At 44.6% G+C, this 12585-nt stretch carries 16 protein-coding genes and 1 tRNA gene; 4 read left to right on the forward strand and 13 right to left on the reverse strand.

What is annotated here, in order from left to right:
* Positions 1 to 311 precede the first annotated feature (311 nt).
* The gene (locus tag B157_RS0106550) at positions 312 to 1622 is read right to left on the reverse strand and encodes a type IX secretion system plug protein (RefSeq protein ID WP_020602563.1); all 1311 of its coding nucleotides are present in this window, start codon (positions 1620 to 1622) and stop codon (positions 312 to 314) included.
* A gap of 144 nt (positions 1623 to 1766) precedes the next feature.
* Here B157_RS0106550 and B157_RS34640 point away from each other — a divergent pair, with 144 nt between their 5' ends.
* Complete coding sequence (locus B157_RS34640; protein ID WP_020602564.1) at positions 1767 to 2714, forward strand: bestrophin family protein; 948 nt, start codon at positions 1767 to 1769, stop codon at positions 2712 to 2714.
* Between the two features lie 61 nt (positions 2715 to 2775).
* Here B157_RS34640 and B157_RS0106560 read toward each other — a convergent pair whose 3' ends face one another.
* Positions 2776 to 4746: an ABC-F family ATP-binding cassette domain-containing protein gene (locus tag B157_RS0106560; protein WP_020602565.1), complete on the reverse strand. Its 1971-nt coding sequence runs from the start codon at positions 4744 to 4746 to the stop codon at positions 2776 to 2778.
* Between the two features lie 83 nt (positions 4747 to 4829).
* Here B157_RS0106560 and B157_RS0106565 point away from each other — a divergent pair.
* Positions 4830 to 4902: transfer RNA gene (locus B157_RS0106565), tRNA-Thr, on the forward strand.
* Positions 4903 to 5029: 127 nt separating this feature from the next.
* On the opposite strand, the gene B157_RS0106570 is transcribed toward B157_RS0106565, so the two are convergent.
* The gene (locus B157_RS0106570) at positions 5030 to 5314 is read right to left on the reverse strand and encodes a hypothetical protein (protein ID WP_020602566.1); all 285 of its coding nucleotides are present in this window, start codon (positions 5312 to 5314) and stop codon (positions 5030 to 5032) included.
* A gap of 111 nt (positions 5315 to 5425) precedes the next feature.
* Between B157_RS0106570 and B157_RS0106575 the strand changes: the two genes are divergently transcribed.
* A complete protein-coding gene (locus B157_RS0106575) occupies positions 5426 to 5698 on the forward strand; it encodes a hypothetical protein (RefSeq protein WP_020602567.1) in 273 nt (90 codons plus the stop codon).
* A 9-nt stretch (positions 5699 to 5707) separates the two neighbouring features.
* On the opposite strand, the gene B157_RS0106580 is transcribed toward B157_RS0106575, so the two are convergent.
* The 10 genes from B157_RS0106580 to B157_RS0106625 all read right to left on the reverse strand — a co-directional run bounded on the left by B157_RS0106580 (position 5708) and on the right by B157_RS0106625 (position 12306).
* Complete coding sequence (locus B157_RS0106580) at positions 5708 to 5959, reverse strand: hypothetical protein (RefSeq protein WP_020602568.1); 252 nt, start codon at positions 5957 to 5959, stop codon at positions 5708 to 5710.
* A 4-nt stretch (positions 5960 to 5963) separates the two neighbouring features.
* Positions 5964 to 6248, reverse strand: coding sequence for a hypothetical protein (locus tag B157_RS0106585; protein ID WP_020602569.1), 285 nt, complete (start codon positions 6246 to 6248; stop codon positions 5964 to 5966).
* Positions 6245 to 6790 (reverse strand): hypothetical protein, encoded by a 546-nt coding sequence (locus B157_RS0106590; RefSeq protein WP_026308539.1) that lies wholly within the window; start codon positions 6788 to 6790, stop codon positions 6245 to 6247. The genes B157_RS0106585 and B157_RS0106590 overlap by 4 nt, the downstream gene beginning before the upstream one ends.
* Positions 6783 to 6986: a hypothetical protein gene (locus B157_RS0106595; protein ID WP_020602571.1), complete on the reverse strand. Its 204-nt coding sequence runs from the start codon at positions 6984 to 6986 to the stop codon at positions 6783 to 6785. Before B157_RS0106595 ends, B157_RS0106590 begins: the two co-directional genes overlap by 8 nt.
* 4 nt (positions 6987 to 6990) lie before the next feature.
* The gene (locus B157_RS0106600; RefSeq protein ID WP_020602572.1) at positions 6991 to 7275 is read right to left on the reverse strand and encodes a hypothetical protein; all 285 of its coding nucleotides are present in this window, start codon (positions 7273 to 7275) and stop codon (positions 6991 to 6993) included.
* Positions 7265 to 7597, reverse strand: a complete 333-nt coding sequence (locus B157_RS0106605) for a hypothetical protein (protein WP_020602573.1) — start codon at positions 7595 to 7597, stop codon at positions 7265 to 7267. Before B157_RS0106605 ends, B157_RS0106600 begins: the two co-directional genes overlap by 11 nt.
* Before the next feature lie 233 nt (positions 7598 to 7830).
* Positions 7831 to 8523, reverse strand: coding sequence for a class I SAM-dependent methyltransferase (locus B157_RS0106610; protein ID WP_020602574.1), 693 nt, complete (start codon positions 8521 to 8523; stop codon positions 7831 to 7833).
* Position 8524: 1 nt separating this feature from the next.
* The gene (locus B157_RS0106615) at positions 8525 to 9109 is read right to left on the reverse strand and encodes a hypothetical protein (protein WP_020602575.1); all 585 of its coding nucleotides are present in this window, start codon (positions 9107 to 9109) and stop codon (positions 8525 to 8527) included.
* A gap of 23 nt (positions 9110 to 9132) precedes the next feature.
* Positions 9133 to 12003 carry a type I restriction endonuclease subunit R gene (locus B157_RS0106620; protein ID WP_020602576.1) on the reverse strand — a complete coding sequence of 957 codons (2871 nt, stop codon included), beginning with the start codon at positions 12001 to 12003 and terminating at the stop codon, positions 9133 to 9135.
* Positions 12004 to 12009: 6 nt separating this feature from the next.
* Positions 12010 to 12306 carry a restriction endonuclease subunit S gene (locus B157_RS0106625; protein ID WP_020602577.1) on the reverse strand — a complete coding sequence of 99 codons (297 nt, stop codon included), beginning with the start codon at positions 12304 to 12306 and terminating at the stop codon, positions 12010 to 12012.
* 51 nt (positions 12307 to 12357) lie between these two features.
* On the opposite strand from B157_RS0106625, the gene B157_RS0106630 reads away from it, so the two are divergent.
* Positions 12358 to 12564, forward strand: coding sequence for a hypothetical protein (locus tag B157_RS0106630; protein WP_020602294.1), 207 nt, complete (start codon positions 12358 to 12360; stop codon positions 12562 to 12564).
* Positions 12565 to 12585: the final 21 nt, after the last annotated feature.

The following is a 12585-nucleotide window of genomic DNA, read 5'->3' on the forward strand; positions in this document are numbered from 1 at the left end:
AGGCAAAGAATACATCGTACAGGACGGCGATATTATGGAATTTCTGCACAGTGCATAGTTTTCGTGGGTTTCCCCTGTTCCAATAGCCCACGGTTTATTGATTTGAATTAATTAACCGCCGAACCAACAATCGCTTTTTCGCCGGATTGCGACCACCCCCAACCCCCTCCTAAAACAGGAGGGGACTTGAAAAAGGGAACCCTTCAGCGTAGCCCCCTCCTGTTTTAGGAGGGGGTTGGGGGTGGTCGCAATCCGGCGGTTATTTACATCAAATCAATAAACCGTGGGCTATTGGAACAGGGGAAACCCAATTATTTGCGCTGATTGACACTCACCCGCCGGTATCCTACCAACTGGTCGGCGCGGGAAGCGGGGGGACGGTGATAGACGAATACTTCGTAGTCATTTTCAGTGGATGAGAAACTACCCTCTATGTAGTTCTCATCCACTTTTTTTTGTGGACTGGTCGACATGACGGTGTAATCGTAATTGTAAACACCCTGCTTCAACAGAACCGATGCCCGGTACGCCCCCAGCAATGCATCGTAGTTCATTCGGTTGCGGTCATTCAGTTGCCAGAAATTGAACGCGCCATTTACGTACACATTGAAGTCAGGCACTTCCGGGATTTTGAGGGTAAAAATCGTTTCGATGTAATCCGCGTAAGTCGCTCCGTTGCCCGTTTCGCGGTGGTCGATCACGAATTGACCATTGAAATCATCACTCTGGATGTACACTCCCTGGTTACGGGGCTTGTCGACCTGCACGTAAGCAATATTACGGTCGGCGAGCCGGTCGATTCGATCAATGTAGTTGGCGCGGGAAAGGACGGTTCGGGTATCAAAAAAGCGAAATTCATTTCCTCCCGGCATGGTATTACTCAGGTCAATCAGCCGGTATTCGAGTACCTGGTCAAACGCCTGAACATTGGTGGGGCGCAGGCCGGTCAGGGTTCGGTCGTCGCGGAAATTCTGGCGGATCACGACCTTAAAATCATCCTGGGGCGAAATAACCTGATACCCTCGGTAGTTGATCGATATATCGAGTTGCTGGTCGGTAAACTGCCGGTCGGGAGCCGATGAAAAACGCACAGCCGCTGCCACAAGGAGCCGGTTCTGGTAGGTACTAAACCGGCGCGTAAAGATGATATTGTTCCGGTTCCGCTCGTCATATACCACCAGTACATAATTGCCCGGCAGTTTCAGACGGGGCAGGGTAAACCGGTAATGATAATACGGGATTTTGGTGTTGATAGAAATCTGATAATCCGTAATGGGGTTGTCATTGTATTCGTAGGTGAATTCAATGTCGTTCAGGATTGACCGTTGCCAGTCGGCATTGCAGTGGATAATGCGGGCGCGAAATGAGCGGTAGTTGGCCGTCAGATCATCAAATTCAAGTTGTAGTGGCACCTGCTCATCCTGCGAAATTACGGGGGGATTGAGTGTCAGAGCCGGTGATGCGGCATTCTGACCGACCGGGTTCGTGCTCACCTGCGGAAAAAGGAGTACCGTTTCCACTTTAGGGTCATAAATATGGTCGATGGTTTCCAGTTCCTGAGCTAAAGAAAAGGAACAGAGACTGAGAAATACCAGGAGAAAAGAAAAGAAAGAAATACGCATTCAATCGGTTTTAATAGTATGTTGATACCTAAACGCTGTAAAATCAACTCAATTATACGCAACAGTCAACGGTAATCGGATTCTACCCGTTGACAAGCCAGTTAAAATCCGGTATGATTGTAGCTTGTTCAACGCAGTACAGCCATGATTAACTATAACCCGAAAGATTGGGCCCGGTTTATTATCACGTTCAACCGGGCCGATACAGTTCGAAAACTGCTCCCTGCTCTGATTGGCATAGGCATTTATTCGTTTATCGTCGTGTATATCATTGAACGAATGGGCCTAAGCGATAACGTCCATCTGAAGAATTTATCGCTTATGCACACGCTGCTAAGCTTCGTTATTTCATTGCTACTGGTGTTTCGAACCAACACCGCCTACGACCGGTGGTGGGAAGGGCGAAAACTGTGGGGAAGCCTGGTGAATAACAGCCGGAACCTGGCGCTCAAACTAGACCAGTTACTGGATGATGAGCATACCCAGTCACGCCAGTTTTTCCAGTTGATGATTGCTAATTTCCCCTACGTACTGAAGAATCACCTGCGGTATCATTCACCAGAAAAAGAGTTTATCAACAGTGATATCTTCGGCCTGTCGAACCTGCGGCTGGACGAGCACGTCCCGCAACAGATTGCCCTGGCTATTTTCGGCAAAATTCACACTCTGCAAAAACAGGGTATTTTGATACCCGAACACCTGTTGCTGCTCAATGCCGAAGTGCAGTCACTGATGGATATTTGCGGTGCCTGCGAGCGAATAAAGAATACCCCGATTCCATTCTCGTACAGTTCATTCATCAAAAAATTCATCTTCGTCTACTGCCTTACGCTACCGTTCGGGTACGTTTCCAACCTGCACTTTCTAATTATCCCACTGGTTGTCTTCGTATTTTATGTGCTGGCCAGTCTTGAAATTATTGCCGAAGAAATAGAGAACCCGTTCGGTATGGACGCAAACGATCTTCCTCTCGATAGCATCTGCAGAGGTATCCGCCAAACGGTAAATCAATCATTCGAACATCATGAATTAGTACCAGGAATGACCACACCGAAGGAAGTACCCCAGAAGGGATTTTCGTACGATCAATAAACACCAAAGCCAACCTGTCTTATAGGCTGGCTTTGGTATTACGCGATGGGTAGTCAGCCTGTCAGGCCAGTTTCTTTTCCCATTCTTCGGCTTCAAGCATGGCTGTTTCCCACTCGTCCTGAAGCTGACTGATCTGCGCCGTTACCCGCCGGTATTCGTCGTTTTTAGCCTGCATCAGTTTATCGTCGCCGTAGGTAGCCGGGTCGGCGAGTTCGGTTTCAAGCCGTTGTTTACGTTCTTCCAGCTGACCAATTTTATGTTCGGACTCTTCGGCCTGCTGACTCAATCGCTTTAGTGTACGCTGCCACTCTTTCCGCTCGTCGTCGTTACCACTCCTGGGCGGGGGGCTCGGAACGAGGGGCTTAGGAGCAGCGCCGTTTCCGTTGCTGTTTTGCCCTTTGCTTTCCGCTTTTTGCCCTGCCAACGCATCGGCTTTACGCTCTTCCATCCACCACTCATACTCGTCATAAGTGCCCGGATACTGCTTTATCTGTTCATCTTCGATGTACCAGATTTTATTGGCAATCTGCGACACGAAGTAGCGGTCGTGCGAAACCACAACGTACGTACCCTCATACTGCTCCAGCGCCTGAATCAGGATATTCACCGACTGCATGTCGAGGTGGTTGGTCGGTTCGTCGAGCAGCAGGAAGTTTGCCTGCGACAGCAGAACCTTTGCCAGCGCTATCCTCGACTTCTCTCCCCCCGACAGCACTTTAATTTTCTTAAAAACATCGTCGCTTGAAAACAGGAAACAACCCAGTACCCCGCGCAATTCGCCTTCACTTTTGTTCGGATTAGCGTGTTTGAGTTCTTCCAGCAATGTATCATCTACACTCAACGACTCCAGCTGGTGCTGAGCGTAGAAACTGAATGATACGTTGTGCCCCAATTGACGCTGCCCATCACTGACCGGTTCCGACCCCGAAATGATACGGAGCAACGTAGATTTACCCTTTCCGTTGGCACCAATCAGGGCGACTTTATCACCCCGTTCGAGCCGAATATCGGCATGGGTCAGAATCTTTTTCGGACCATACGCCTTCGAAATATCGTCGAGGTGCAGAATATGACGACCAGGCTGGGTGGAGAACTGGAATTTAAAGTTTACCCGCGCCGACTCGTCGATTACATCATCGATACGTTCCATCCGGGCCAATTGTTTTACCCGGCTTTGCGCCTGTTTGGCTTTGGTTGCCTGCGCTTTAAACCGTTCGATGAACCGCTCCGTCTGCCGGATTTTGGCCTGCTGATTTTCGAAGGCACCTTTCTGAATTTCGTTGCGCAGGGTTTTCTCCTCCAGATAGAATGAGTAATTACCGGCGTAATAATTCAGTTTGGCGTTGGCGACTTCCACCGTTACATCGATCACGTTATCGAGAAATTCTCGGTCGTGCGAAACCACGATGACGGACCCTTCGTAGGTCTGAATGTACTTTTCTACCCACTGAATCGAAGGCAGATCAAGGTGGTTGGTCGGCTCATCGAGCATCAGCAGGGATGGCTTCTGCAACAGCAGTTTCGCCAGCATCACCCGCATCCGCCACCCTCCCGAAAACTGCCGGAGTGGCTTTTGCAGGTCCTCAGTCGAGAAGCCCAGCCCCTCCATGATTTCTTCCGCCCGCGACTGTACGGTGTACCCATCGAGTGCTTCGAATTCTTCCTGAAGTTTGCCAAGTTTATCGACCAGTTCATCGTGGTAGTTGGTCTCCATTTCGTGGAGTACCTCGTCTATCTGAACCTGTAATTTGTTCTGTCGCTCAAACGCCTGCATGGCCACCGACAGGATGGAATCGTCGGTCTGGTAACTGAGCAGGTCCTGGTTCAGAAAGCCCAGCGTTACATCACCCGCTTTGGATATAGTGCCACCGTCGGCCTGGTAATCGCCGTTGATGATGCGCAGTAGCGTCGATTTGCCCGTTCCGTTCAGACCGATAAGGCCAATTTTCTGGTTAGGCTTAATATGCAGCGAGGCATTTTCGTAAAGTGCCCGGCTGCCTAAGTAATAAGACAGGTTGGTAATGGAAATCATGGGGCAAAATTAAGAAAAAACGCCCGTTTCCTTGCCTGATATATTATGATTCCGCTATCTTTGCGATCTCAAAATGCCCCAAAGCCTCCTTAGCTCAGTTGGTAGAGCACTTCATTCGTAATGAAGGGGTCGTAGGTTCAAGTCCTATAGGAGGCTCCTGATAATCAAGCACTTAGTAAATAAACTAAGTGCTTTTTTTATGTCGTGTGCAATGCAATGTGCAATGCGTTTAGGCAAATTGGCTTGATTAAACGTAGAAAGTGGGCCAATTATGCCCCCTGTCTCATTCATCAATACCGGGCGGAATTAACCCGCCTGTAAAGTCAATAATCTTCCAAATAGGGGCAGTTTGGGGTAATTGCTCAAACTCCTGTTCACTCATCGGGGTATTTTCTCCCTGCTTGCCAATAGCCCTAATTCCTTCGCTTACGGCTCTGGCATCAATTACCCATCGAAAAGGAAAACTACAAACTGCCTGTTGCCGTTGATAGGCTCGTAAAGCGTCGGTCTTCCCTGTTAACAGGTCGGATAGTAATTGCCGTTTGGTATGGTAATTCGAGAAAGTCATAAAGTGGAAAGTAGATATATACGTCTTCTGTTAATGAACGCCAACTATAAGTAATGAACGCTGTGAAGTCTTCTAAGCGTTAGTATGTCATAACCATAAATCCACAAACTCATGATTTACATTCCTGAAGAAGACCTTGACATTTTTGAAGCGAGTATCAAGTCTCATACTACATGTGATGACTACAGCCCTACCAAAATCATATTGACAAATATGCTTCTCAATGAATTTCACAATCTTAGGTATAGCATAAGCTTAAGTACTGAAATTGAAATAGCACTAGAAAAAGGAGAAAACTTGACTTGGGGTAACAACTACAGTCTGAACTATGAAAAAGGATTGCTAAACCTTATCTGGATTTTCCGAAAAGAAAACGGTCTGTAAACGCTTCCTTTACTTAGTGTCTTCGATTCGACCGTCAGCATATTTCCAATAACAGCGCGTTTGTTGCCAGTTGTCCCAAATCTCAATATGATAAGTTGGGTCGTCCTCATCCGGTGTGCCTTCACCATCGCTTAAATCCATCGTTATATAAAGCGGCTCCCGGCTCTTTCGCAGATCGCTTACTTCTTTAGCGGAAAGTTTGCCGACAACGATTTTAGAAAGCAGGGCTAGTTTTTCGGCGCGGGTGGGTAGCAGTGGCATAGGCTTAGATGGTTTGTTTGGCCGGTAAAACAATCAACGTCCGAATACTGTAACGACGGGCGTACTGGTAGGCTTCGCCCAACGTCATTTGATGCTCCTGCCCTTTATCCTTAAAATGTACCGGGTCTGTGTCAGTCATTGGTTGGCCTAATTCAAAATCCAGATCGTCAATGATAACCAGTGACCGGGGGGCGTTCTCCCTAACCCGCTGCAAGCGTTGGCGGTTGGTATGGCTGTTACCTTGCTGTAGCACACTTGTCAGCAAGGCTATCTTTTCGGCTCGGTTCATGCTGACTTTAGAAATTTGGTATAGCGGGTGTATTGGCTCATATCGGTATCGAACATTAGCAGGATAAACGAATTACTACAAGATGCTTCACTTTGATTGTAATAGGCCCGTAAATCTCCGATGGTCATATCAGGCAGATTCCAGTATGAAAAATCACGGCTCCTGATTTTAATCAGGTTAAGTTTTACCGCGTCGTACTGGCTGTCTTTGGCATCAATAAAGCCTGTTGCCAAATCGTCACCGTACTGGTTTATCTTGCCTAACTCGTTCAGTAGCTTTAACCAGTCACGTAAATGCTTTTGTAGAAATGGCCTTTCATCTATTTCACCGTATAGTACTGTTATGTCTAATAATTCGGGCGGGCAATTATGGGCATCAATAATGGCGTGTGCTTCCAGATAGGGCATTGACTTTTTACGCCGTTCCCGGTGTAGCTGCTGTAATTGATTTGTTTGCCCCTGCAAAGAACTCTGTAATATTTTCAGCTTCTCGTTTCGGTTCATCACGTTAAGGGCTGATGTGTTGGAGAAAATACTATTCATTGTCATCGACTGACGACTCTTTCAGTGCTGCATAGAAGCCGAACCGCTGTATGGCTTTGAAGGCTAAAATATCCTCATCGCTGTATTGGCTTCTATCCCATTCAATAGACGGGTATAGAGCGCGGGCGGGCTTATCGTTACCCTGCAAGAGTTGATTAAGTGCCGCTATTTTTCGGGCGCGTTCGGCTCTGTTCATGGCATCAATCCAGTTTATCCATTGCCCTGTTTAGCAGGTCGTCTACCTGTTCGTCTGTCAGGGTGGATAGGTCTATTTTCTGTTCCCGCTGTTTGGGTAGTACGTACTCCAGAAACTTCAGATAAGCCGTTACCCGGTCTTTTGGCTCCAACTGTTCCAGGTCGGTAGTGATCGCGTCAAACTGACTATCTATCAGCGTAGCAATCTTACTCTTTATATCGGTGGTGGCTTTATTGGTGCTGCCGGGTTTACGCCCTCCCGTTTTTTCGCGTCCCTTCTCAAATACCATTGTGCCGTTCGTTTTCAGGGTGGAAATTAGAATCATGTTGACTGGCTGCTACTCCCAGCCAGGGCGGTAAACCTTTCTTTGGCTCATCCTCTTTTAATTCGGCCCGTAGTTCAACGCTGTTTAGTTTGGGCATCACGTAAGGCAGTAGGGCGGTAAGCATTCGCGCCCGGTCGGTGGGTTCCATTGCGGCCAATGTATCAGGTAATTCATTTAAGGCTGTTTGTACGATGGCCTGTAATTGGTGCCGTAGTTCCTTCGGGGCTTTATTCGGGGTTCCAGATTCGCGCCCTCCTGTTTTATCGCGTCCCTTTTCAAACTTCATATTTTTCTCTATTTCACCTCTAATATAGAGAAAATAGATAAAATTGAAGTTCGATATAAAGCATTTTACAATGAATTATTTCATTGCTCTCTCTTTGAAAAGGGCAATGTGCTGTAGACTTATGAAGTGGCAGAATTAAAACGTAAATTCTAATTATATGCTTTTAATTATATAGGTATTGAATTTAAACTTTCAAGATAATGTCTATAACGTAAAATTAGTGATAATGGATTTTATTTTTCTAATTCAAAATACATAAATCTTGGATACCAATGTTTATCCTTAGAATTTCTCAACTCTTGAACGTCTAGTAATTTTAGTTTATTTTCCTTAAACAGATTAAAGTAAGCACTAATTGGACGATGATAATGACTTGTTTTAAAACCTTCAAAAACAGTATTGCTAGTTTTATAAGTTTTAGTAATCTTTTTCTCTTGAATATAACTAAAATTATCATCACAATAATTCCAATATATTGGCCAAAAAGCAGGATGTGTTATTATTATTAGAATTTTTCCGCCAACTGTTAAGTTTCTACAAATTTCAGAAAAGTTAATTTCAATATTATCTATATCCATTAAGGACATATTAGCAATGATAATATCAAATTTGAAAGAGAAATTCGTTTCAAATAGTGATTTATCAACAAAGTATAAATTTTCATTCTCAAAATATTTTCTCGCTAATTCAATTGAATGTTTACTTATATCTAAACCGCAGATATTCTTTCCTATTTTCGAAATTTCGTAAGTTAACTCACCTGTTCCACATCCAAAATCTAGTATATTTATAGTTGAGTCTTTTAATTCACTTACTCTATTACACATTTTAGGAAGTAACACATCATTATAACTAGTGTCATTTCCATTAAGTCTATCTATTAATCTAGCATGGGCTATTCTATTCCATTCTTCTTCAATGCTCATATTACATGCTTTTTAACACGTTCACCAAATCTTCAGCTAGAAAGTATTCAATCGTGTCTTTAGTTGTAAATTCTGTAATTATATGATTATGATCATCATCTTTTCTACCAATGGCAACTTTAGAACTATTTGAGCCATAATTTATAAATGTAAATCTAGATTTTGGAGTGAAATTTAAGTGTTCGTAGGTGTAAATCTCTGCACCCTCCTGCACTAATACACTGGTGAATAAGGTATGTTTTGGAAGGCAAATGATTAGCTCTCTATTACGAGATTTATTCATTAGGTCGTTTTCTATTTCTCGATTATTAACCCAACTCATATCACGAGTAAAAATAACAGTTCTACCAGGTTTTTTTATCCAATTTTTCATGTAATTATTTATTTCGAGTTCAGTCTTGTATTTCTTGGGTGCAGATATTATTTCATGGATTACGTAACCTGCACATATTACTAAGCTTATAGCTATAAATAGCTTTTGGATAAAAGTGAATGTCAAAGTTTCATGTTGTGTAAGAGGATACACAAAAACAAGAATACTGACAATTGTTGATATGTTAGCCGCAATACGTAAAGTTCTCTCCATTTTTTTTTAGTGATTTTTTGACTTTACTCCACATCGGGAATGCCGTTGAAAAAGGTATCTATGAAATCCAGTATCTTTTCTTTTACCCGTTCGGCAATGGTTTTGCGGGTCATTAGTTTGGGCTTCTCATTCAGGATTTTTACTATGTCATCATTGAGCGGGGCACGTTCAGTGAAAAGGTAATCACTGATTACTTTTTGCAGCCCGTCTTTATTCAGGTTCTCTTCTGCTGACAGTTTATCCAGTGCTTTGTTACGTTCGGCCTGTACGTACTCATCGAATGATTTGGGCACCTCATCAGCGGTGGCAATGCCGGGTAGGTTTTCGGCTATGAACTTTTCTATCAATTCGCGCTTGCTGCGTAGCTGTACTTCACTGGCAAGCATCTTTTGAATGGTTTCCTTTTGTTTGGCTTGGTCGGCTGGTTTGGCCGCTTTCAGGTTCATCAGTAAGCTAAGTATGTAGGCTACATTGATTTCATCCCGTTGAATTAATTCCAGTTCAAAATCAACGTCGTTCAGGATGCTTTCTTTCTCTTTGTGGTTACTGGTTTTTACTTTTTCGTGCAGGTCTAAGTACTTGCTTTTGTAGTCTTCAAAGTCCTGTTCATCCATTTGCAGCCCGTCAAAGCTGAAATCACTAAAGCAGGATAGAATATTTTTCAGCCGGATAAGATCCCGGAACGCCTGAACAAATGCCAGTTCCTCTACCTCACTCGGTAGGTCGTCAACACTGTCAACGGTAGGGGTTAGGGCAATCAGTTTTTGGTAAGCGGTATCAAACTTCTGTACGTAGTCTTCGTACGGCTGCATGATAATATCCTCAATGGCTTCTTTGTTGGAAAACAGCGTAATGGCTTCATCCGTATTGGCTTTTAGGTTGCGGAAACAAACGATGTTGCCTTGTGATTTCTGCTCATTGATAATCCGGTTGGTACGGGAAAAGGCTTGCAACAACCCATGATAGCGTAAATTCTTATCTACGTACAGGGTGTTGAGTTTCTTGGCATCGAACCCGGTTAGAAACATATTGACCACTAACAGAATATCAACCCGGTCGGTGTCCAGAAATCCTTCTTTCTCCCGTTCCTTCATCCGCTTGGCAATGTCCTTGTAGTAGTTGTAAAAAGACTGGCTGTCTTTGGTGCTGTATTTGGTGCCATACAGGGCGTTGTAATCCCCTATGTATTCGTCTAACTTATCCCGGCTGTGGGTGTTAATGTTGGCCCCCTCTGGTACTTCTACGTCGTCGTCGGGAATGTTGCCGTTTGCGTCTTTGTCCTCTTCGTTATCGGTGTACGAAAAGATAGTAGCTAGTCGTAAGGTATGCTTGCCCTCGGCCTTTTTGCGTTTGAACAGGTCGTAATAGCGTATCAGCATATCGACACTACTGACGCAAAACATGGCCGAAAACTCCTTACTGTGGGTTTTCCGGCTGTGGTTGGCTATGATGTAATCAACAATCTTTTCCAGCCGGTCTTCTGACTCCAATAACTCTTTGGTGTCAATGGCTTCTACGTTAATATCCAGTTCGGTACGGCTGTCGTCTTTCTGTCGATAGCGGCCAATGTACTCGACTGAAAACTTTAATACGTTCTCATCCCGAATGGCATCGGTAATCACGTACTTGGGTAGCTGATCCCCGAATAGTTCTTTGGTGGTGCGCTTGCCTAACTCGTTCTTGACCGAATTGGCCGCAAAAATGGGCGTACCGGTAAAGCCAAAAAGCTGGCTGTTATGGAAATACGCTTTAATCCGGTTGTGGGTTTCGCCGAACTGTGAGCGGTGGCACTCATCGAAAATAAAGACAATCCGCTTATCCCTTAGGGCATCCATCTTGTTGAGGTGCCGAGTTTTGCTGATAGCGGTGTTCAGCTTCTGAATAGTGGTAACAATGATTTTAGTATCATTGGTAAACTGTGCAACCAGCGCGTTAGTGTCTTTGGTGGTATCGACGCTGCCTTTGGCGAAGGTGTCAAACTCGCGTTGTGTCTGGTAGTCCAGGTCTTTGCGGTCAACCACAAAAACGACCTTGTGTACCTCTTTTACGGCACTGAGTAGCTGGCTGGCTTTGAATGAGGTAAGGGTTTTACCGCTCCCAGTGGTATGCCATATGTAGGCATTCTTATTGCCTGATTTTACCCGCTCCAGTATAGCTTCTACGGCGTAATACTGATACGGGCGGAATACCATCAGCACGTTGGTAGTAGGCAATACGATGTAGCGAGTAATCATTTTGGAGAGGTGGCACGGCTCCAGAAACGTTTGGGCAAAGGCTTCTAACTGCTTGATGGGCTTATTCTCCACATCGGACCAATAGAACGTCTGCTTAAACGACTGTTTGCGGTTGTTGGCGTAATACTTGGTATTTACCCCGTTGCTGATAACGAACAACTGCACGTACTGGAACAGACCGAACCCCGCCGAATAGGAATGCCGCTGATAGCGGTTGGTCTGGTTGAAGGCTTCTTTGAGTTCCAGCCCCCGCCGTTTCAACTCGATTTGTACCAGCGGCAAGCCGTTGATTAAAATGGTTACGTCGTACCGGTTTTTGTATGTGCCTTCAATACTGACTTGGTTGGTAACCTGATACTGATTCTGACACCAATGTTCCTGATTGATAAACTCTATATACAGGCTACTCCCATCAGACCGGGTAAGCTGCATTTTATCCCGTAGGATTTTGGCCCTTTCAAAGACGTTGCCTTTGTTGAGGTGGTTTAAGACTACGGCAAATTCATCATTAGACAGTTGTACGCCGTTGTGCTTCTCTAACTGGCTTTTGAGGTTGGCTAGTAAATCGGCTTCGTCCTTTATAATTACCTGCTTATAGGTCAAACCAACTAATTGCCGGATAAGGTTTTCTTCTAACGCCTGTTCGGATTGTGTGGCCATACCGGATTAAACAAAAAGCTGTTGGAGAAGACCTTTTTTAAATGATTTTGTTGAATCCCTCTGATTCTGTAGTATTTCTATTTTAGTATCAAGAGCAATAAAAAATTCTACAATCTTTTTTTGTTCCGTTATTGTAGGGCCTGACAAAGTAATGTTCGATAATCTTTTTGCCGAAATACTTAACACCTTAGAACCTTGTGACTCCTTTTGAATCTGGGTACGAATTGAATCAGACTTAAATAAATATCCTCCAAAACCAATGGCCATTTCTCCGCTCTTTGGCCTAGCAAGTATTGGGTGCATTTCAAAAATACCAGTATCTTGTTGACATAGCCTCAAAAAGCCCTTGTTCCCATGACCAGAGAAGAATTACATGCCCTCGTTGATGCCCGGTATGATGAGTTTCAAGCTTTGCAACAACAACCTAATTTCCTGGCCTACGAAGAGAAATTTGCCCATATCATGACCGATCTGGGTAAAGATATATTGCAGACCTCAATGGGGCCAACCCCGGTGAACCCCCGAAAAAAAATACTACACAAACCCGATTCGGAAAAATAGATATTGCACATAATCACCGCT

This window comes from Spirosoma spitsbergense DSM 19989, assembly GCF_000374085.1.
GTDB lineage: Bacteria > Bacteroidota > Bacteroidia > Cytophagales > Spirosomataceae > Spirosoma > Spirosoma spitsbergense.